The organism is Saccharothrix sp. DSM 118769, from assembly GCF_052936295.1.
The window spans coordinates 4,157,001-4,176,655 of sequence record NZ_CP193627.1 but is presented as its reverse complement, the minus strand read 5'-3'; the positions used below and the strand labels follow the sequence as shown (position 1 = coordinate 4,176,655).

General features: G+C 74.5%; 17 protein-coding genes. 9 read left to right on the top strand and 8 right to left on the bottom strand.

Annotated features, from left to right (window positions below; translation table 11 throughout):
• Positions 1-2 precede the first annotated feature (2 nt).
• A complete protein-coding gene (pfkB, locus tag ACRAKJ_RS18230) occupies positions 3-938 on the bottom strand; it encodes a 1-phosphofructokinase (RefSeq protein WP_438920126.1) in 936 nt (311 codons plus the stop codon).
• Between the two features lie 172 nt (positions 939-1,110).
• Positions 1,111-1,839: a PAS domain-containing protein gene (locus tag ACRAKJ_RS18225; protein ID WP_438920127.1), complete on the bottom strand. Its 729-nt coding sequence runs from the start codon at positions 1,837-1,839 to the stop codon at positions 1,111-1,113.
• Between the two features lie 329 nt (positions 1,840-2,168).
• On the opposite strand from ACRAKJ_RS18225, the gene ACRAKJ_RS18220 reads away from it, so the two are divergent.
• The 6 genes from ACRAKJ_RS18220 (at position 2,169) to ACRAKJ_RS18195 (ending at position 9,406) form a co-directional block, all read left to right on the top strand.
• Positions 2,169-2,783 carry a DUF742 domain-containing protein gene (locus ACRAKJ_RS18220; protein ID WP_438920128.1) on the top strand — a complete coding sequence of 205 codons (615 nt, stop codon included), beginning with the start codon at positions 2,169-2,171 and terminating at the stop codon, positions 2,781-2,783.
• A gap of 112 nt (positions 2,784-2,895) precedes the next feature.
• Positions 2,896-3,657, top strand: coding sequence for a DeoR family transcriptional regulator (locus ACRAKJ_RS18215; protein ID WP_438920129.1), 762 nt, complete (start codon positions 2,896-2,898; stop codon positions 3,655-3,657).
• 90 nt (positions 3,658-3,747) lie between these two features.
• On the top strand, positions 3,748-4,470 hold the full coding sequence (locus ACRAKJ_RS18210) for an SDR family oxidoreductase (RefSeq protein WP_438920130.1): 723 nt from the start codon (positions 3,748-3,750) through the stop codon (positions 4,468-4,470).
• Positions 4,471-4,724: 254 nt separating this feature from the next.
• Positions 4,725-5,078, top strand: a complete 354-nt coding sequence (locus ACRAKJ_RS18205; protein ID WP_438920131.1) for a YciI family protein — start codon at positions 4,725-4,727, stop codon at positions 5,076-5,078.
• Positions 5,075-6,304 (top strand): DUF6596 domain-containing protein, encoded by a 1,230-nt coding sequence (locus tag ACRAKJ_RS18200; protein WP_438920132.1) that lies wholly within the window; start codon positions 5,075-5,077, stop codon positions 6,302-6,304. Before ACRAKJ_RS18205 ends, ACRAKJ_RS18200 begins: the two co-directional genes overlap by 4 nt.
• 66 nt (positions 6,305-6,370) lie before the next feature.
• Complete coding sequence (locus ACRAKJ_RS18195; protein ID WP_447009048.1) at positions 6,371-9,406, top strand: BTAD domain-containing putative transcriptional regulator; 3,036 nt, start codon at positions 6,371-6,373, stop codon at positions 9,404-9,406.
• An 8-nt stretch (positions 9,407-9,414) separates the two neighbouring features.
• Here ACRAKJ_RS18195 and ACRAKJ_RS18190 read toward each other — a convergent pair whose 3' ends face one another.
• Entirely contained in the window at positions 9,415-10,443 is a 1,029-nt protein-coding gene (locus ACRAKJ_RS18190; protein WP_438927072.1) for an IS630 family transposase, read from the bottom strand.
• Positions 10,444-10,632: 189 nt separating this feature from the next.
• On the opposite strand from ACRAKJ_RS18190, the gene ACRAKJ_RS18185 reads away from it, so the two are divergent.
• Positions 10,633-12,177 (top strand): bifunctional 3-(3-hydroxy-phenyl)propionate/3-hydroxycinnamic acid hydroxylase, encoded by a 1,545-nt coding sequence (locus ACRAKJ_RS18185; RefSeq protein WP_438926723.1) that lies wholly within the window; start codon positions 10,633-10,635, stop codon positions 12,175-12,177.
• On the opposite strand, the gene ACRAKJ_RS18180 is transcribed toward ACRAKJ_RS18185, so the two are convergent.
• From ACRAKJ_RS18180 to ACRAKJ_RS18165, 4 genes are all read right to left on the bottom strand, one after another.
• Entirely contained in the window at positions 12,146-12,865 is a 720-nt protein-coding gene (locus ACRAKJ_RS18180) for an aspartate/glutamate racemase family protein (protein WP_438926722.1), read from the bottom strand. The two genes, ACRAKJ_RS18185 and ACRAKJ_RS18180, sit on opposite strands and share 32 nt — an antisense overlap.
• A complete protein-coding gene (locus tag ACRAKJ_RS18175) occupies positions 12,862-14,346 on the bottom strand; it encodes an NCS1 family nucleobase:cation symporter-1 (protein WP_438926721.1) in 1,485 nt (494 codons plus the stop codon). The genes ACRAKJ_RS18180 and ACRAKJ_RS18175 overlap by 4 nt, the downstream gene beginning before the upstream one ends.
• 73 nt (positions 14,347-14,419) lie before the next feature.
• Positions 14,420-15,148, bottom strand: coding sequence for an FCD domain-containing protein (locus ACRAKJ_RS18170; RefSeq protein ID WP_438926720.1), 729 nt, complete (start codon positions 15,146-15,148; stop codon positions 14,420-14,422).
• Positions 15,149-15,192: 44 nt separating this feature from the next.
• Positions 15,193-15,621 carry a hypothetical protein gene (locus ACRAKJ_RS18165; RefSeq protein WP_438926719.1) on the bottom strand — a complete coding sequence of 143 codons (429 nt, stop codon included), beginning with the start codon at positions 15,619-15,621 and terminating at the stop codon, positions 15,193-15,195.
• Between the two features lie 278 nt (positions 15,622-15,899).
• Here ACRAKJ_RS18165 and ACRAKJ_RS18160 point away from each other — a divergent pair, with 278 nt between their 5' ends.
• Both ACRAKJ_RS18160 and ACRAKJ_RS18155 read left to right on the top strand, forming a co-directional pair.
• A complete protein-coding gene (locus tag ACRAKJ_RS18160) occupies positions 15,900-18,965 on the top strand; it encodes a discoidin domain-containing protein (protein ID WP_447009047.1) in 3,066 nt (1,021 codons plus the stop codon).
• A 133-nt stretch (positions 18,966-19,098) separates the two neighbouring features.
• The gene (locus tag ACRAKJ_RS18155; protein WP_438926589.1) at positions 19,099-19,284 is read left to right on the top strand and encodes a hypothetical protein; all 186 of its coding nucleotides are present in this window, start codon (positions 19,099-19,101) and stop codon (positions 19,282-19,284) included.
• Here the strand turns inward: ACRAKJ_RS18155 and ACRAKJ_RS18150 are convergent.
• Positions 19,260-19,562 carry a hypothetical protein gene (locus ACRAKJ_RS18150; protein ID WP_438926590.1) on the bottom strand — a complete coding sequence of 101 codons (303 nt, stop codon included), beginning with the start codon at positions 19,560-19,562 and terminating at the stop codon, positions 19,260-19,262. The two genes, ACRAKJ_RS18155 and ACRAKJ_RS18150, sit on opposite strands and share 25 nt — an antisense overlap.
• Positions 19,563-19,655: the final 93 nt, after the last annotated feature.

Sequence of the window (19,655 nt, the reverse complement as noted above, 5' to 3'; positions counted from 1 at the left end):
TCTCAGACGTCGATCCGGCGTTCCCACTCGATGTCCGGGTGCACCACCACCCGGTGTGCGCGCACGTCTTCGGGGCCCGGCATGGTGCTGCCGGGCAGCGAAACGGCCGCCGCTCCCCAAGCGACGCCCGTGGCCAGTGCGGAGGGGCCATGTCCCCCTGCGGAGAGGAACCCGGCGAGCAGCGCGTCCCCGGCACCGACCGAGCTGCGGGGTTCGGCCCGCGCCTCGGCGTGCCAGCACGCCTCGCCGTCGACCAGCACGGCGCCCTGCCCGCCGAGACTGGCCAGCACCGCCCGCGCGCCCCGGGAACGCAGTTCCCCGGCCGCGTCGACGACCTCCCGCAACGTCCGCAGTGGACGGTCCACCGCCTCGGCCAGCTCCTCCAGGTTGGGCTTGACCAGGGCGGGTCCCGCGTCCACCGCGGCCAGCAGCGCGGAGCCGCTGGTGTCTACGGCCACCTTCGCCCCCGTGGGGGCGAGGCGGTTGATCAGGTCCGCGTAGAACTCGGCCGGCACGCCCGGCGGGAGGCTCCCGGCGGCGACCACCCAGTCCACCCCGGACATGTGGTTGAGCACCGCGTCGCTGAACGCCTCCAGCTCGGGTCCGCTCAGGCGGGCGCCGGCCTCGTTCAACTTGGTCACCGTGGCGTCCGGTTCGACGACGGTGATGTTGCTGCGCACCGGGCCGAGCGCGCCGACCCGCACGACCTCGATGCTGTACTCGGTGAGCAGGCGGATGAGCTGGTCGCCCTCCGCGCCGCCGGCCGGCACGACGGCGCGGGCCTTGCAGCCGTTGCGCACCAGCGCGCGGGCGACGTTGATCCCCTTGCCGCCGGGCTGCACGTGCACCGCCGAGGCCCGGTGCAGCTCGCCCCTGGTCAGCCGGTCGACCTCGACTGTGCGGTCCACGCTCGGGTTGGCCGTCACGGTCAAGAACACTTCACACCACCTCGAAGCCTCTCCGGCACCGCCACCGGTCCGGCGGTTTGATTTGAGTGACATTAGATCCGTTTGTGTTGCTTACACAAGGGTCACTCGCCGGAAACCCAGGTAACTTCTTGGTCACCCCAGGTGGAACCCACACGAACCAACACGGCCGGGCGTTGGTCGCTCACTTCACGTACTCGGGGAACACCCGCGGCGGCCACGACGCGACGTCGAGGATGCCCATGGAGTACGCCTTGGACACGAGGGCGGGGCGGTTCTTGGCCTTGAGCTTCCGCAGCAGCGCCGACACGTGGTACTCGACCCCGCCCCGGCTGAGGTAGAGGGCCGCCGCGAGCTGCACGGTCGAGGTGCCCGCCGCGACGCCCTCCAGGATGCGGGCGTCCATCTCGGTCAGCTGCACGCCCCGCCTCGGCGCCGGGCGACCGGCGCCCGACCCGTCCTCGGCACCCGGTTTCCCGGCGGCCCCACCGGCGTCCTCCGGTCGCACGAGCACCACCACGCCGTCCACCCGGCCGACGCCGTCGTGCACGACGAACCCGGTCACCTCGCCGGACAGGGCGCCCGCGCCGGAGCGCAGGGCCACGCCGCCGTCCACGAAGCACGGGTGCCGCCCGTCCGCGAGCCTGGTCAACTGCCTCGTCAACCGGTCGCGGACGTCCGGTTCGAGCAGGTCGCAGAACTCCCGCCCGGACAGCTCGGACGGCCCGCGCCCGAGTCTGCGGTGGAAGTCGGGGGAGGTGTCGAGGATGCGCAGCGAACGGTCCAGGCGGGCCACGCACATGCCGGACCTCTCGAAGAACGAGCGGTAGGCGTCACGACCGCCCCCCGAGGGCCATGTCGGGAGGGTCTCGCACCCGCCGTGGACCGCCACGTCGGCCGCATCCGTGCTCATCGGAGAACAGTCCTCCCACGCGTCGAGACGAGGATCGGCGGCGGACGCCGACGGCGCCGGGCGGCGCCGAGCGCAGCGGTGCGCACTTGCGGTCGCGGTCGGCGGGACGGACCGGGGAGTTCGCCTTCGATCAGGGGGTGACCGCCGCCACACCTCGCAGCATAGCCGGCAGATGTGGTTACACCAAGGTCTTGGGTTGGTTTTGGGTTCGTTGCTCTTCTTTTCCCTGCGGAGTGCCGTGGTGCGATGCTGCGTACCGCATACCGGGACCGGGAGAACCCCGAGTCGCGGTGTGGCACCATCGACCGGCCGCCGACAGATCGAGTGCCATGAACAAGCGCCACAAGAGCAGACCGGCCGCGGCGTCGTTCCACCCGCTCGCCTTCGGCGGCTGGCAGGACTACGAGACGTGGGCCGCCAACGACTTCCGCCCGAAGCCCGCGGACCGGCCGCCGGTGGTCGAGGAACCCCCCGCCCCGGTCTCCGAGGTCCGTGAACCGCCCGCTCCCCCGCCGGCCGTCGTGACGGTCCCGTCGCTGCCCGCGGTCGTCGAGGGGCCGACCGAGTACCTCGCCCCCGGGCACCTCGCCCCCGGGGAGCCCGCCGAGGTCCGGGCGCCCGCGGCGCGCCCGTACGTGCGGACCAGGGGCCGCACGCGCGCGGCGCACGACCTGCGCCTGGAGACGATCGTGTCGGCCCTGCCCGGCACTCCCCCGCCCGCCGACGCGACCGCCCACCGCCTGCACCGGATGTGCCGCGCGCCGCTGTCGGTCGCCGAGGTCGCCGTGCACCTCGGCGTCCCGCTCGGCGTCGCCCGGGTGTTGATCAGCGACGCCATCACCGACGGCCTCGTCGTCGCGCACGAGGACCGCACCCCCGCGGCCGGCGGCCCGTCGCTGGAGCTGCTCAACCGTGTCCACGCGGGACTGCTGCGGCTGCAGTGAGGCCGGTCCCCGGCCCGGACGGGTGTCGGCCGGGTGACGACCGCGTTGCGACCGCCGGAGAACCGCAACTAGACTCGTGCGGGGGTCCGCGCGTTGCGAGGTGGGGTAGGGCATGTACGCGGAGGAGCGTCAACAGGTCATCCTCGACCGGGCCCGCGCGAAGGGCCGGGTCGACGTCGCCGCGTTGGCCGAGGAGTTCGCCGTCACCACCGAGACGATCCGCCGCGACCTGACCGCCCTGGAGCGGCACGGCGTGCTGCGCCGGGTGCACGGCGGCGCGATCCCGGTGGAGCGGCTGGGGTTCGAGCCCGCGGTGGCCGCGCGCGAAGGCGTGATGACGGCCGAGAAGGAGCGGATCGCCAAGGCCGCGCTGGCGCTGCTGCCCGAGGAGGGCACGATCCTGCTCGACGCGGGCACCACCACGGCGAAGCTGGCCGACCTGCTGCCCCTGGACCGCGAGCTGACCGTGGTCACGCACTCGGTGAACATCGCGCTGCTGCTGGCCGCGCGCCCCAACCTGACCGTGATGCTGGTCGGCGGGCGGCTGCGCAGCCGCACCCTGGCGTCGGTGGACGCGTGGGCGTTGCAGGCGTTGAAGGACAGCTTCGTGGAGGTCGCGTTCATCGCCACCAACGGCGTGTCGTCCGAGCGCGGCCTGACCACACCGGACCACGCCGAGGCGATGGTCAAGCGCGCCGCGATCGCGGCGGCGCGGCGGTGCGTGCTGCTGGCCGACCACACGAAGATCGGCAACGACCACTTCGCCCGGTTCGCCGACCTGGGCGACATCGAGACGCTCATCACCGACTCGGGCATCGACTCCGCGGTCGCCGAGGAGCTGGAGGCCGCCGGGCCGCGCGTGGTCGTCGTCTGAGGCCCGCCGCGCGGGGCTCGCGGCCTGAGGTCTGACCACACATGTGAACGGATCTCGACCCCGGACCCGGCCCGCTGGTACAACGTCGCCATGACGAGGACGGCAGTGGTGACCGGTGGCGGCACGGGCATCGGCAGGGCGATCGCCGAGGCCCTGGTGAAGCAGGGGTTCGAGGTGGTGGTCACCGGACGGCGGGCCGAACTGCTAGCCGAGACCGCGCGGGAGGTCGGCGCGCGGGCCGTGGCGTTCGACGCCGCCGACCCCGCGCAGGTCGAGGCCGCGCTGGCCCGGCTCCCGGAGCGCGTCGACGTCCTGGTGAACAACGCGGGCGGCAACGAGACGCGCCGCCGGCCCGAACCGGAGGACCTGGCGCAGGTCCGGGACCTGTGGACGGCCAACTACGCGTCGAACGTGCTCACCGCCGTGCTGGTGACGACCGCCCTGGAGCCGAGGTTGACCGACGACGGCCGGGTGATCACCATCGGCTCCATCGCGGCGCGGCGCGGGTCCGGCAGCTACGGCGCGGCGAAGGCGGCGGTCGAGGCGTGGACCGCCGACCTGGCCTTCCGCCTCGGCAAGCGCGGCATCACGGTCAACGTCGTCGCGCCCGGCGTGGTCGAGGACACCGACTTCTTCGGCGGGGCGCCGCTCACCGGGGAGCGGCGGGCGAAGCTCGTCGGCAACCCGGCCAACGGCCGCGCCGGCAAGCCCGACGACGTGGCCGCGACCGTCGCGTTCCTCGCCTCCCCCGGCGCGGGCCACGTCACGGGTCAGGTGATCGGCGTGAACGGCGGCTCCAACCTGGGCCGCTGACCCCGAGAGTCCAACGCCCAGGCCCCGAGAGTCCAACGCTCAAGACCCGAGAGTCCAACGCCCAGGACCCCTGAGTTCCACATTCGGGACCCCCTGGGTCCTGCGCTCGGGACCCCCTGGGTTCCGCGTTCGGGGCGCTCCGGCGAATCGGGGAAGATTTTCCCGACTCCGGTGTCGAGGACGGCGTGGCCGCTCCGACCAGGGGGTGACCGCGAGCCACCCGGGCACGCGGACCGACGGACGGGGCACCCGACGTGAAGTACTTGATGCTGGTCTACGGCAACCAGGAGAAGTGGGACTCCATCCCGGCGGACCAGTGGCCCGACGTGGTCGCCGAGCAGGACGCGTTCAACGAGCGCTACAAGGCGACCGGCGAGCTGATCGGCGCCTACGGCCTCGCGGACGCGGTGCTGGCGCGGCTCGTCAAGCGGGTCGACGGCGCGCCCGCCGTCACCGACGGGCCGTACCTGGAGACCAAGGAGTACATCGCCAGCTTCTACCTGCTCGACGTGGAGAGCGAGGAGCGGGCGCACGAGATCGCGGCCGACATGCCGTGGGCCGACCGGGAGCCGGTCGAGGTGTGGCCGGTCCCGCACGAGGCGAAGTGACCTCGGACCGACGTGTCGAGGACCTGCTGCGCGAACTGGCGCCGCAGGTCCTCGGCGTGCTGGTGCGCCGGCACGGCCAGTTCGACGCGTGCGAGGACGCCGTGCAGGAGGCGCTGCTCGACGCGGCGGTGCGGTGGGCGGCGGACGGCCTGCCCGACAACCCGCGCGGCTGGCTGCTCACCGTGGCCTCGCGCCGCCTGGTGGACCACGTGCGCGCCGACAGCGCGCGCCGCCGCCGCGAGCTGGTCGCCACGCCGCAGGCCGAGGTGCTGGCCGCGCCCGCCGACGCCGAGCCCGACTGGGACGACTCGCTGGAGCTGCTGTTCCTGTGCTGCCACCCGGCGCTGTCCGAGCCGAGCCGGATCGCGTTGACGCTGCGCGCGGTGGGCGGCCTGACCACGGCGCAGGTCGCCGCCGCGTTCCTGGTGCCGGAGGCGACGATGGCGCAGCGCATCAGCCGCGCCAAGCAGACCGTGCGGGACGCCGGGTTCGGCACCCTGCGGGGCGAGGACCACGCCCGGCGGCTGCACGCCGTCCTGCACGTGCTCTACCTGGTGTTCACCGAGGGCCACACCACGACCGACCGCGACGACCTGACCGCGCCGGACCTGTCCGACGAGGCCATCCGCCTGACCCGCGCGCTGGTCGCGCTGCTGCCCGACGACGGCGAGGTGGCGGGCCTGCTCGCCCTCATGCTCCTCGCCGACGCCCACCGCCCGGCCCGCACCGCCCCGGACGGCACGCCGGTCCCGCTGCCCGAGCAGGACCGCACCCGCTGGGACCGCGCCCGCGTCGAGGAGGGCACCGAGCTGATCACCCGCACGCTGCCCCGCGGCCCGGTGGGCCCTTACCAGCTCCAGGCCGCCATCGCCGCCGTGCACACCGAGGCGCCCACCGCCGAGGCGACGGACTGGCCGCAGGTGCTGGCGCTGTACGACCTGCTGGAGCACGTGGACCCGAGCCCGGTGACCGCGCTGAACCGCGCCGTGGCGGTCGGCATGGTGCACGGCCCGGAGGCGGGCCTGGCCCTGGTCGCCGGCCTGTCCGGGGACAAGCACCTCGCCCGGGGCCACCGCCTGCACGCCGTGAAGGCGCACCTGCTGGAACTGGCCGGCCACCCCGGACCAGCCCGCGACGCCTACCGCGAAGCCGCCCGCCGCGCCCCGAGCCTGCCCGAGCGCCGCCACCTGACGACCCGCGCCCAGCGCCTCGACGCGAGGGGGTGACCGCCCGCGGCCCGGTGATCCGGTTGCCCGGTAGGCTCCCGCGCGGTGCTGGCAGGGGGTCACGTCGTGCGGTTCGCGATTCTGGGGCCGTTGCGCGTCGAGCGCGACGGCTCGCCGGTGCCGGTCGGCGGCCGGCGGCAGCGCGACCTGCTGGCGCTGTTCCTCCTGCGCCCCAACAGTTTCCTCACCGTCGACTGGTTGGCCGACGCCCTGTGGGACGGACGCCCGCCCGCGAGCGCCGCCGTGACGCTGCGGAGCCACGTCGCCGGGTTGCGGCGGGCCCTGGAGCCCGGTCGGGGTCACCGCGCGCCCGCCGAGCTGCTGCGCGGGCACGGCGGCGGCTACGAGCTGACCGTGCCGCCGGCCTCGGTGGACGCGGTGCGCTTCACCGCCCTGGTGGACGACGCCGCCTCGGCCCTGGCCGCGGGTGACGGCGCGCTGGCCGAGCACCGCTACCGCGAGGCGCTGGACCTCTGGCGGGGTGACGTGGCCGTCGCGGACCTCGCCGCCGTGCGCCCCGACGTGACCCGCCTGCTCGCCGCGCGCCTGGATGCCGCGGAGGGCCTCTTCACCGCGTCCGTGGCGGTCGGCAGGCACGACGAGGTGATCCCCGACCTGCGGCGCTTCGTCACCGAGCACCCGGAGCGCGAGCGCGCCAGGGCCCAGCTCATGCTCGCCCTCTACCGGGCGGGGCGGCAGGCCGAGGCGCTGGGCGTCTACGACGAGGGCAGGCGGGTGCTCGCCGAGGAGCACGGCGTCCAGCCCACCGAGCGGCTGCGCGACCTGCACCGGCGCGTCCTGGCGCAGGACCGCACCCTGGACCGCGACGGAACGTCCACCGCCGGCCCGGTGACCGTCGGCCCGATGACCCTCAGCCCGACAACCGCTGGCCCGGTGACGGCCGGCCCGGTGACCGCGGGCCCGTTACCCGTCGGTTCGGTGCCCGCCGGCCCGGTCGGCGGCGGTGTGCGGGTCGTCGGGCGGGAACGGGAGATCGCGCTGCTCGACGGGGCGCTGGTCGCGGCACGGCACTCGGGCGGCCGGTTCGCCGTCGTGGTCGGCGAGGCCGGCATCGGGAAGACGAGCCTGGCCCGGGTCGTCGCGGCACGGGCGTCGGCGGCCGGGACCCCCGTCGTGTGGGGCCGGTGCCCCGACGTCGGGCAGGCGCCGCCGTTCTGGCTGTGGACGCAGGTGGTCCGCGCGCTGTCGCCCGGCGCGGTGGAGCCCGCGCTGGCCGGGTTCACCGGGCCGCTCGTGGACCGCGTCGACCCGGTCGCCCGCTTCCGCGCCTACGACGCCGTCGCCGCGCTCGTCCACACCGCCGCCGAACGCGCCGGGCTCGTGCTGGTCCTCGACGACCTGCACGCCGCGGACCCCGACTCGCTGCTGCTCCTGCGCTACCTCGCGCCCACCCTGCACACCTCGCGGGCGCTGGTGGTGATCACGCTGCGGCCCTACGAGCACGACCCGGACCTGGTGGCCGCGCTCGCCGACGTGGCCCGCTCCCCCGGTCACCGCCGGGTGAGCCCCGCCGGGCTGGACGCGGACGCGGTGACCGACCTGGTGCGCGAGCACACCGGCGTGACCCCGACCGCCGACGACGTGCGGCGGCTCGTCACCCGCACGGGCGGCAACCCGTTCTTCCTCACCGAGCTGCTCACCTCGCCGGACGACCCGCCGGCGGGCGTCCGCGACACCCTGCGCCGCCGCCTGCACACCCTGGACGCCGACACCCGCGCGTGCCTCGACCTGCTCGGCGTCGCGGGCCGGGACCTGGACGTCTCGGTCGTCGGCACCCCCTCCCCCGCCGCCGACCACCTGGTCGTCGAGACCGCGCCCGGTGTCGTCGGCTTCCGGCACCCGCTGTTCGCCGAGGCGGTCTACGCCGACCTCTCCCCGACCCGCCGCGCCGCCCTGCACGAGCACCTCGCCGACGCGGCCCGCGACCTGCTCGCGCCCGCCGAGCTGGCCCACCACTACGGCCGCGCGAAGGACCGCCGGGCCGACCACCTGCACTGGACGCTGGAGGCCGCCGAGGACGCCACCCGCCGCCTCGCCTTCGAGGACGCCCTGGGCCACCTGGACCGGGCGGCGGGCCTGCTCACCGGTCCGGCCGACGAGCCGGCCGCGCTGGCCGTGCACCTGCGCCGCGCGTCGCTGCTCCAGATCACCGTCGGCGTGGGCAGCGACGCGGTGGCCGCCGCCGCCGTCCGCGCCCACCGGCTGCTCCCCGGCCTCGACGCGCCCGGCGACCGGCGCGACGCCGACCTGGCCACCGCCCTGTGGACGCTCGGCGAACTCGCCTGCAACCGCGCCGACTTCCCGCTCGCCACCGACCTCGCCACCCGCCTGCTCGCCACCCGGGGCGGGGACCTCACCACCACCGCCGCGCACTACCTCCTCGGCGTCGTCGCCTACTTCACCGGCCGCCTGGTCGAGGCCGACGACCACCTCACCGCCGCCCTCGACCACCTCGACGAGCGCCACCTGCACGGCCGGACGGGCCGCACGCCGACGCTGTCCGTCCACGAGTTCCGCGCGCTGGTCCGGTCGCTGCGCGGCGGTGACCCCCGGCCCGACCTCGTCGCCGCACGCGCGTTGGCCGAGCGCACCGACGACCCGTACGGCCTGGCCAACGCCGACCTGTTCACCGGGTGGACGGCCCTCCAGGAGCACGACGCCGCCGCGGCCGGGCGGGCGGGCCGCGCGTGCCGCCGCACCGGGGCCGAGGGGCACATGGCGCACTTCACCGCGGTCGGCGACTTCTACGCCGAGTGGGCCGCCGTGCGCGCCGGGGACGCGTCGCGGCTGGTGGCCGCGCGCACCGCCGCCGACGGGATCTACCGGCTGGGCCTGCGCTCGACCCGCACGATCACCACCGCCGCCCTGGCCGACGCCCACCTGCGCGCCGGTCGCCCGCGCGAGGCCGCCGAACTCGCCGACGAGGGCCTGGCCGCCGCACGCGCGTTCGGCGAGCAGGTGCTGACCGCCGAGCTGCACCGCGTGCGCGGCCTGGCCCGCGGCGACCGCCACGACCTCGACGAGGGCCGCCGGATCGCCGAGCGCCAGGGGGCGGCCCTGCTGCTGGCCCGCTTCCACTAAGCACCTGATCAGAAGTGTTGTCCGTAACCCTCGGGTAGCCAGGGTGAGGTCCAGGGTGCAGCGGTGGCGAGCGTCTGGTCGTCGGTGCGGTTGCGGAAGTAGGCGTGGGTTTGTCGGACGCGGTCGGCCATGGTGGCGGGTGCGGTGTTGGCGATCCGGTGTTTGAGGCCGGCCCACACGCGTTCGACGGGGTTGTCCTGCGGGCTGTACTTCGCGCCCTCGATCAACATCAGTCGGGGGTGTTCCGCGAGCCATCGTCGGGTGATGCCGCTGTGGTGGGTGGAGCCGTTGTCGCAGACGACGGCCACGACCGGGGCGTCGGGGTGGGCGGTGAGCAGCAGGTCGAGGAAGTAGCAGAACACCACGGAGACGTTCTTGACCGAGACGTGGTGGTGGAAGGCGCCGGTGGCGAGGTCGATCGCGCCGTGCACGGTGCGACGGCGGTTGGTGCCGGGGGTGGGGATGCGGTGTCGCAGGCCGGTGGGCATCCAGGTGGCGCGGACCCTGGGCAGCAGGTCGATGTGGGTCTCGTCCTCGGCCAGGACCACCGACCCGGGCGGGAGTGCGGTGATGCGGTCGCGGATGTCGGCGCAGATCGGGTCGTGGTCGGGGTCGCCTTTGGCGATCAGGCGGGGACGGCACCAGCGGGCCTGTTCCCGGATGCGGCGGCGGAAGGTGGCCAGGCTCATCGCGGGTCGTCCGGCGGCTCGCCAGAGGCGGGCGGTGGTCCAGGCCTTCGGGGTGGTCAGCAGGGTGCGGATGCGTTGTCCGAGGCGGGGGCTGCCCAGGCGGGGGCGTCCGCTGCGGGGCCGGTCGGGCAGTCCGGCCAGGCCGTGGCGGGCGTGGCGGGCGATCCACCGGCGCACCGTGGCCGGGTCGTAGTGCAGCAGCCGGGCGATCTCGGACGCGGTCATTCCGGACGCGGACAGCAGGACCATGACGATGCGGGCGGCGACGCGCCGGGATCCGTGCAGGGCTGTGACCAGGTCGCGGTGCTGTGCGGGGGTCAGGGTGGCGTAGATGTGCGCCGGGCGCATACTTGTCGTGGCCTCGTCGGGTTGTTCCAGGTGTGGTAACCGGATCCAACCCGACGAGGTTTCCTACGTTCGCAGGGGATCTGCACGGGTTACAGACACAACCTCCGTCGACCTGCTTAGCACCTCCACACGACCTCCACAGCCCTCCGCTGCGATGGACCGCAGGCAGTCACCCACGGAGGGAAAACCATGTACGACGTCGTCGTTGTCGGTTGCGGACCGGTCGGCGCGCTCACCGCCAACCTGCTGGGCGCGCGGGGCGTGCGCACACTGGTCGTGGAGCGCGGCACCGAGCCGCACGGCCAACCGCGCGCGTTCTCCTGCGACGACGAGGCGTTGCGCGTCTACCAGCAGGCGGGGCTGCGCGACGAGGTCGCGGAGCACATGCACCGGCCGCGCCGGGCCGAGTACGTCAACGCCCGGGGCCGCGCGTTCGCCGAGATCGCGCTGGACGAGGTCGACTTCGGCCTGGGCGCCGCACCGCTGCACTTCTTCGACCAGCCGACGCTCGAAGCGGTGCTCAGGCGCGGCCTGGACCGGTTCCCGCACGTCGCGCTGCGCACCGGCACCGAGCTGGTGGCCCTGCGGCAGCACGAGGACCGCGTCACCCTCACCCTGCGCCACGACGGCCGGGACTCCGAGGTGGAGGCGCGGTACGTGCTGGGCGCGGACGGCGCCCGCAGCACGACCCGCGCGGCGGCGGGCATCGCGCTCACCGGCTCGTCGTCCGCCGAACCGTGGCTGGCGGTGTCGGGCGACGTCGAGCCGGGCGCGACCAGGGTGGGCACGACCCGGTTCGCGTGCGACTGGCGGCGTCCCGCGTTCGTGTCGCCGGGCGCGGGCGGCACGTACCGGTTGGAGTTCATGCTCCGCGACGGCGAGGACCTGGGGGCGATGACCGACCCGGCGACGATCCGGGAACTGGTCGCCCCGTACGTGGACCCGGACCGGTTCGCGGTGACCCGTGCCGTCGTCTACGCGTTCCACGACCTGGTGGCGGAGCGCTGGCGGGACGGCCGGGTGTTCCTGCTGGGCGACGCCGCGCACCAGATGCCGCCGTTCCTGGGGCAGGGCCTGTGCAGCGGGCTGCGGGACGCGGCGAACCTGACCTGGCGGGTCGCGCAGGTGCTGCGCGGCGAGGCCGACGACGCGCTGCTGGACGGCTACGAGGCCGAACGCCGCCCGCACACCGAGGCGATGGCGCGCACCAGCGTGCGGCTGGGTCGGGTGTTCCTGGTGCGCAGCCGGTTCGCCGCCGCGGTCCGGGACGCGGTGCTGCTCGCGGTCCAGGTGGTGCCCCGGGTGCGGCGGGCGGTCCGCCACTTCGAGTTCAAGCCGCGGCCCGTGCTGCCCGGCCACCGGGCCCCCGTCGGCACGATGTTCCCGCAGCCCGACGTGGCGGTCGGCGGCACGCGCGTGCCCCTGGACGACGTGCTGGGCGCGGAGTTCGCGGTGGTCGGGCCGGGGGTGGACGTGGCCACCGCGGTCGGCTGGCGCGGCCCGGCGGCGCGGTTCGTGCGCGTGGTGCCGCCCGGCGCGCCCGACGGCGGGGACATCACGACCGTGGAGGACGTGGACGGCGTGCTCGCCGCGTGGTTCGCCGAGCACGGCACGGACGTCGTGGTGCTGCGCCCGGACCGGTTCGTGCACGCGACCACCGCGTCCGGTACGGCCACCGCGACCGGCACGACCGGCACGACCGTCACGTCCCGAACGGCCGCAGCACGCCGCTGAACGGCTTGGGCACGGGCGGCGCGAACTCGGACCGGTCGCCCGTGCGCAGGCCCATGGTCACCAGGGACTGCACGAGCAGCGTCGCCGCCTGCACCCCGTCCACCACGGGCACCCCGATGTCGGCCGAGATCGACGCGCACAGCGACGTCATCCCGGCGCACCCGAGCACGACGGCGTCCACCCCGTCGTCGGCGACCGCCGCCCGGCACGCGTCCAGCACCACCCCGGCCGCGGCGTGCAGGTCGAGGACGGGCACGTCGCAGGCGTGCACGGCCCGGCAGAACCGGGTCACGCCGTAGCGCTCGACGAGGTCCCACGCCCGCCCGCGGGTCCGGGCGAGCGTGGTGACGACGGCGAACCCCCGGCCGAGGTGCGTGGCGGTGCGCAGCGCGGCCTCGGCGATGCCGACCACCGGGCCGCGGGCGACCTCGCGGGCGGCGTCCAGGCCGGGGTCGCCGAAGCACGCGATGACGTACCCGTCGCACCCGTCCCGCTCCGCCGAGGCGATCTCGGCGAGCAGGCCGGGCACGCTGAGCGCCTCGTCGTAGTGGCTCTCCACCGACGCGGGCCCCATCGCGGGCGACACGGCCCGCACGGTGGTGGTGGGCGCGGCGACCGCGCGGGCCGCCCGCCCGACCTCCTCGGTCATCGCCGCGCTGGTGTTGGGGTTGACGACCGTGATCCTCACGGCACGCGCGTCGTCTTCCGGGCGGACGCGGCGAGCGCCCGGCGGGTCAGCAGCGCGTGCACCGCGAACCCGACCGCCATGCCGATGAACCAGCTGTACTGGGCGGTGGTCCTCATCCCGGGCCCGTCGGTCCACAGCACGGGGACCACGGCGACGACCGCGCCGGCGGCGGTGGCGGTGATCGCGGACGGGTTGTAGCCGCCGCGGAACCAGTAGCGGCCGGTGGGGGACATGGTGAACAGGTCGTCCACGTCCACCCGCTGCTTGGAGACGAGGTAGTGGCCCGCGATGAGCACGCCGAACAGCGGCCCGATGAACGCGCCCAGCACCTCCAGCGTGTAGTGGATGACCTCGGGGTTGTTGTAGAGGTTCCACGGCGTGATGAGCACCGAGCCGACGGCGGCGATCATGCCGCCCGCCCGCCAGCTGACGCGCTGCGGGCTGACGTTGGAGAAGTCGAACGCGGGCGAGATGAAGTTCGCGACGATGTTGATGCCGATGGTGGCGACGGTGAAGGTCAGCGCGCCCAGCACGATCGCGAACGTCGTGCCCACCCGCGCGACCGTGGCCACCGGGTCGGTGATCAGCTCGCCGTACACCGGCACGGTCAACGACGCGGTCACCACCACCAGCAGCGAGAACACCAGGAAGTTGACCGGCAGGCCGAGCAGGTTGCCGCGCTTGACCGCCGCGAACGACCTGCCGTAGCGGGAGAAGTCGCCGAAGTTCAGCATCGGCCCGGAGAAGTACGACACGACCAGGGCGACCGCGCCGAGCATCACCGGCACGGAGTCGAGGCCGGAGTGGCGCACGTCGCCGAGCGACAGGTCGACCGCGCCCCAGCCCGCCTCGGTGATCAGGTACCCGGCCAGCACGAACATCACCACGTACACGGCCGGTCCGCAGAAGTCGATGAACCGGCGGATGGTCTCCATGCCGGTCCAGAACACCGCCGCCTGCACCACCCACAGCACCGCGAACGAGAACCAGCCCAGCGCCGACAGGCCGAGGAACCCGTGCTGACCGACCTCCGCGTACGGGACGAGGCCGGGGAACAGCTTGAGCAGCACCACGTTCAGCGCCGCCGACGCCAGGTAGGTCTGGATGCCGTACCAGGCGACGGCGATCAGGCCGCGGATGATCGCCGGGACGTTCGCGCCCTTCACGCCGAACACGCTGCGGCAGATCACCGGGTACGGCACGCCGGTCTGCTGGCTGGGCTTGGCGACCAGGTTGCAGAACAGCTGCACGATCCCGATGCCCACCAGCAGCGCCACCAGCACCTGCCAGCTGCTCAGGCCCAGCAGGAACAGGCTGCCCGCCGTCACGTACCCGCCGACGCTGTGCACATCGGACATCCAGAACGCGAAGATGTTGTAGGTGCCCCACTTCTGCTCGGTGAGCGGGGCCAGGTCGTCGTTGGTGAGGCGCGGGTCGTAGTCGGGTTTCGTCGTCGTCGCGACGGGCAGCACTTCCGTCATGGCGCTCCTGCCTCGGACCGTGGGAGGGGTGAGGCAAAAGTAGGAGCGGGCTGTTACGCGGCCATCACGCGAATCATATATTTCCGGCCCGGCCGCCGGTCGCGAACAGCCCGGTGTCCAGCGGCAGCGCCTCCAGCGAGGACTGGAGCAGCTCGTGGTGGCCCCGCGCGGCGGCGACGAGCGCCTCGGCGTCGCGGGCGAGGAACGCGGTGAGCATCGCCCCGTGGTCGAGGTGCAGTCGGGCCCGGTCGGCGGCGGGCACGTGCGCCATGGGTTGCAGCGGTTCGGTCGTGTTCCACGCCGACTCGAACATGCCGAGCAGCCGGCGCATCCCGCACGGCCGCACCAGCGCCAGGTGGAACCGCCTGCTCTCCCGGTGGTACCCGCGGGCGTCGCCGGAGGCCACGGCGTCCTCCAGCGCGCGGTGGGCGGTCCGCGCGTCCTCGTCGTCGGCCTCGGTGGCCTCCCCGACCGCCGCGGTCAGCGCCGCCGTCTCCAGCACGCCGCGCACCAGGTAGACCTCGTGCAGCTCGCGCGCGGTGAGCATCGCGACCCGGTACCCGGCGTGGGGGCGGTGTTCGACCAGCCCTTCGCCGATGAGCGTCTTGAGCGCCTCGCGCACCGGGATGGCGCTCACCCCGAACGCGGCGGCGACCTCGGCGGGCGGGATCGCCGTCCCCGGCGGCACGACGCCGTCCAGCAGGCAGCGCCGCAGCTCGGCCAGGATCGCGCCCTGCGAGCTGCCGGGGTGCTCGCTGACCAGACGCGCGATCAGCGCGGATCGGCTCCTCGGTCCCGGCATGCCCAGAGGCTACGGCCCCCGGGGACCGCGCGGGCGCGTCGCCGTCACCCGTCCTCGGGGTCGCCGACGTCGTCGGCGTCGGCGAGGTCGTCCACCTCCACCACCTCCTCGCCCCGGAACAGGACCATGACGCCCAGTTCGTCGAGGCCCCGCACGGCGACGTGGGTGAAGCGGATCAGCCAGTCGCGGCCGGGGTGGAAGGTGAACTCGGGCTCGGCGACCGCGTCCGCGGAGAAGCCGGGGCGGTCGCGGAGGGCGTCGTCCACGGCGGCGTGGGCGAGCGCCTCGAAGCGGGCGCGGTCGGCCAGCACGCCCCCGATGAACGGCAGGTCCAGGTCCTCCACCGTGGCCGGCTCCTCGACGATGACGCTGATCGGGGTGTCGGCGTCGACCGTGCTCCAGCAGGACAGCCCGGCGGGGACGTGGTCGACGACCGGTGGCAGGTCGCCGACACCCGGGATGGTGATCGTCATGGACCCCGATCCTAGGGCCGGCGCACAGCCCTTCCCGCGGTCGCCGCGCCGGGGGGAACCCCGCCGGACCACGACCCGCGACCGGCGACCGGCGACCCATGGCCGGCGACCCGCGACCGGTCCGGGACAGGCGCCGGCACCGGCACCGGCCGGAACGGGCCGCGCCCGTCCGGAGAACCGGTCCGCGACGCCCTTGACGACGCGGCGGCGGGTGCAGTCCACTTCTTCGGGAGAGCGCTCTCCCGACTCTCCCGCCCACTCCCCCTGCTGGAGTCGCCATGTCCGTTGCGCCCGCCCGGCACCGTCGCCGGGCCGTGCCCCTGCTCGCCGTCCTGCTCGCCCTGGTCGTCGGCCAGCTCGCCGTCCCGAGGGCCGACGCCCTGGCGGGCGTCCTGCTGTCCCAGGGCAGACCCACCACCGCCTCCTCCAGCGAGGGCGCGGGCACCCCCGCGTCGGCCGCCACCGACGGCGACGCGAACACCCGCTGGTCCAGCGCGTTCAGCGACCCCCAGTGGCTCCGGGTGGACCTCGGCGCGACCGCAGTGCTCGACCGCGTCGTCCTGTCCTGGGAGTCCGCCCACGCGACCGCGTTCCAGGTGCAGACCTCCGCCGACGGCACCGCGTGGACCACCGTGCACACCACGACGAACGGCACCGGCGGCACGCAGGACCTCGCGGTCGGCGGCAGCGGCCGGTACGTGCGGGTGCTCGGCACGGCCCGCGCCACCGGCTACGGCTACTCGCTGTGGGAGTTCCAGGTGTACGGCACCACGGGCGGCCCGCCGCCCACCGGGACGCCGATCTCGCAGTACAAGCAGGTCACCGCCTCCACCTGGGAGGGCGGCAACGCGCCCGCCGCGGCCCTGGACGGCCGCACGAACACCCGCTGGTCCAGCCAGTTCGCCGACAACCAGTGGCTGCGCGTCGACTTCGGCGGCGTCGCGACGATCAACCGGGTCGTGCTGAACTGGGAGGGCGCCTACGCGCGCGGCTACCGCCTGGAGACCTCGAACGACGCGACGACGTGGACTCAGGTCCACGCCACCACGACGGGCGCGGGCGGCGTCGAGCAGCTCGCCGTGTCCGGCACGGGCCGCTACCTGCGCCTGTTCGCCACCACCCGGGCCACCGGGTACGGCGTGTCGCTGTGGGAGTTCCAGGTGTTCGGCACGGTCGACGTCTCGGCGAGCACCCCGCCGCTGCTGTCGCCGCCCACCCGCGCACCGGCCAACACGGGCCGGTTCGCGCTCAACGCGCCGGCCGACAACGCGATGGTCACCACCACCCGCCGCCCCTCGTTCTCCTGGGCGGCCGTGCCCGGCGCGGTCCGCTACCAGGTGTGGCTCAACCTCAGCCGCACCGACTACGACTTCAGCGCCTCCGGCAACCTGATCGACCTCTACACCAAGGTCGCCGAACCCACCGGGACGAGCTACGCGCCGACGTGGGACATCGCCGACCGCTGGACGTACAAGTGGTTCGTCGTGGCGGTGGACGGCTCGGGCGCGACGAGCGCGTCGGCCATCCGCACGTTCAGCCTGTACCTGCCGACGCTGACCACCGTCGACGACGGCGTGCGCACCGTGAACGGCAGCCGCGACCTCAACCGGAACGGGGCGGTCGAGCCGTACGAGGACTGGCGGCAGCCCGTGGAGACGCGGGTGAACGACCTCCTCGGTCGCATGACGACCGAGGAGAAGGCGTACCAGATGTTCTACAACGCCCAGGTGTTCCCGCGCTCGGGCTGGCACTTCGGCCCCGCCGAGGCGCAGGACCTGCACAACGTCCTGCTCGGCTCGTCCGGCACGCGGCTGGGCATCCCGGCGGTGTCGGCGGGCGACACGATCGCCGGGTACAAGACGACGTACCCGTTGCAGAGCGCCCTGGCCGCGGCCCGCAACTACCCGCTGGACTACAGGCTGGGCGACATGCAGCGCCGCGAGCAGCTGGAGGTCGGCACGCGCGGCGTCCTCGGGCCGCTGGCCGAGGTGGGCACGAAGGTGCTCTACCCGCGCATCCAGGAGGGCAACGGCGAGAGCGCCGAGGTCGCCTCCGCGCAGGTCCGGGCGCTGGTGGCGGGCTTGCAGGGCGGGCCGGAGCTGAACCCGGCGTCCGTGCTGGCGACCGTCAAGCACTGGCCGGGCGAGGGCGCGGGCGGTGAGGCGCTGATCGTGTTCGACAACGTGACGATCAAGTACCACACCGCGCCGTTCCGGGCGGCGATGGAGGCGGGCGCGGTCAACATCATGCCCGGCTACGCGGGCAGCTCGCTGCTCGACCCGGGCGGCCCCGGCGCGGGCGACAGCGCCAAGATCCTCGCCTACCTGCGGCAGAACCTGGGCTACACGGGCCTGATCACGACCGACTGGCTGCCCTCGGGCAACTGGGTCGGCGCGGCCAACGCCGGGTCGGACGTGATGGGCGGCGCGGACCCGGGCGCGCCCGGCTACTCGATCGCGCAGTTCACCGCGGGCGTGCCGGTGGCGCGCATCGACGACGCGGTGCGCCGCGTGCTGCGGCTGAAGTTCAAGCTCGGCGTCTTCGAGAACCCGTACGGCGACCCGGTGAACGGCCCGTACCGGTTCCACAAGCCCGAGTACGCGGCCCTGGCGAACCAGGCGTCGCGGGAGTCGATGACGCTGCTGAAGAACAACGGCGTGCTGCCGCTGCGGCTCAACGCGGGCGACAACGTCGTCGTCGCGGGTGCGCGGGCCGACGACCCGGCCGCGTGCTGCATCTGGACGAGCTTCTTCCACGCGGAGTACGGGTCGCAGACCATGCTGGAGGCGATCCGGACGAGAGCCGCGCAGGCGGGCGTGAACGTCCACAAGGACACCCACCCGTCGCCGAAGCTCGCGATCGTGGCCGTCGGCGAACCGTCCTACACGCACGCCACGAGCTGGGTGAAGGAGCAGCCGTACCTGCCGCCGGACCAGCTGGCCCTGATCCAGGACTTCAAGCGGCGCGGCATCCCGGTCGTGGTCGCCCTGGTCCTGCCCAGGCCGTACGTGATCACCGAGTGGCACGACCTGGCGGACGCCCTGGTCGTCACCTACCGCGGCGGCGAGGAGATGGGTCCGGCCCTGGCGTCGCTGCTGTTCGGCGACTACGCGCCGCGCGGCAGGCTGCCGTGGCAGCTGCCCCGCGCCCTGTCCGACGTCCTGCGGCCGGGCGGGACCGACACCCCGGCCGACGCGGTGGAGCAGTGGGACGTGCCCTACGACCTGGGCGCGACCGCGGCCCAGCGGGCCGAGATCCGCGCCCGGATCGACGCGGGACAGCCCGTGCCCACCACCTACGGCAACCCGCTCTACCCGTTCGGCGCCGGCCTGACCGGCTGGTGACGGTCGCGCGGTCCCCGCGGCACCCACTGCCGCGGGGACCGCGCGCGACCACCCGGAAGGGGTGGCGGGGGCATGGCCCGCCCGCTGCCGGGTACACCACGCGTTCGACGGCACGAACACCGGAGGTGGACCCGTGGAGCGCGGAAGCACCCAGCACGGCCCGAAGGTCGACGAGCAGCTCAAGCACGAGATGGAGGGCGAACTCCGCTCGGGCACCCCGACCAGGGCCGAGGAGTGGCGCGACCCCGAGATGCCCGACGCGGAGGAGGCCGAGGAACTGGGCCTGAGCGGCGCTCAGCGCCCCGAACCCCCGGCCTGACCGGTCGAGCGGCCCACCCGCGCCCGCAGCCGCGCCTCCAGTTCGCGCAGCTCGCGGGCGGGTGGGCCGAGGCCGGTCCCCGCCAGGTCGGCGGCCCAGCCGGAGAGCCGGCTGTAGTGCCCCGCGACCACCCGGCCGTGCCGGGCCACCTCGCACGAGGTCTCGCCGGGCCGCGCGCAGCCGAGGATCACCGCGTCCGCCCGGTCCTGGAGCGCCACCGCCGCCGCGACGACCCGCCGTCCGGCCGGGCGGACGGCACCTCCCGCACTCGCCCGCATTGGTTCCGGCGTCCCCCTGGTCGCACCGCGCACGACGAGGGCGCCGCACCCGTACCGGTGCGGCGCCCCTCGGTCGCGGCCCGACGCCGCGGC

What these genes read in the sequence shown, in the direction of transcription:
- ACRAKJ_RS18215 (WP_438920129.1), top strand. Translation starts at nt 2,896, where the DNA reads ATGTACGCGGAGGAGCGTCAACAGGTCATCCTCGACCGGGCCCGCGCG.
- ACRAKJ_RS18170 (WP_438926720.1), bottom strand. Translation starts at nt 15,148, where the DNA reads ATGCCGGGACCGAGGAGCCGATCCGCGCTGATCGCGCGTCTGGTCAGC.
- ACRAKJ_RS18225 (WP_438920127.1), bottom strand. Translation starts at nt 1,839, where the DNA reads ATGAGCACGGATGCGGCCGACGTGGCGGTCCACGGCGGGTGCGAGACC.
- ACRAKJ_RS18190 (WP_438927072.1), bottom strand. Translation starts at nt 10,443, where the DNA reads ATGCGCCCGGCGCACATCTACGCCACCCTGACCCCCGCACAGCACCGC.
- ACRAKJ_RS18160 (WP_447009047.1), top strand. Translation starts at nt 15,900, where the DNA reads ATGTCCGTTGCGCCCGCCCGGCACCGTCGCCGGGCCGTGCCCCTGCTC.
- ACRAKJ_RS18165 (WP_438926719.1), bottom strand. Translation starts at nt 15,621, where the DNA reads ATGACGATCACCATCCCGGGTGTCGGCGACCTGCCACCGGTCGTCGAC.
- ACRAKJ_RS18150 (WP_438926590.1), bottom strand. Translation starts at nt 19,562, where the DNA reads ATGCGGGCGAGTGCGGGAGGTGCCGTCCGCCCGGCCGGACGGCGGGTC.
- ACRAKJ_RS18175 (WP_438926721.1), bottom strand. Translation starts at nt 14,346, where the DNA reads ATGACGGAAGTGCTGCCCGTCGCGACGACGACGAAACCCGACTACGAC.
- ACRAKJ_RS18220 (WP_438920128.1), top strand. Translation starts at nt 2,169, where the DNA reads ATGAACAAGCGCCACAAGAGCAGACCGGCCGCGGCGTCGTTCCACCCG.
- ACRAKJ_RS18210 (WP_438920130.1), top strand. Translation starts at nt 3,748, where the DNA reads ATGACGAGGACGGCAGTGGTGACCGGTGGCGGCACGGGCATCGGCAGG.
- ACRAKJ_RS18185 (WP_438926723.1), top strand. Translation starts at nt 10,633, where the DNA reads ATGTACGACGTCGTCGTTGTCGGTTGCGGACCGGTCGGCGCGCTCACC.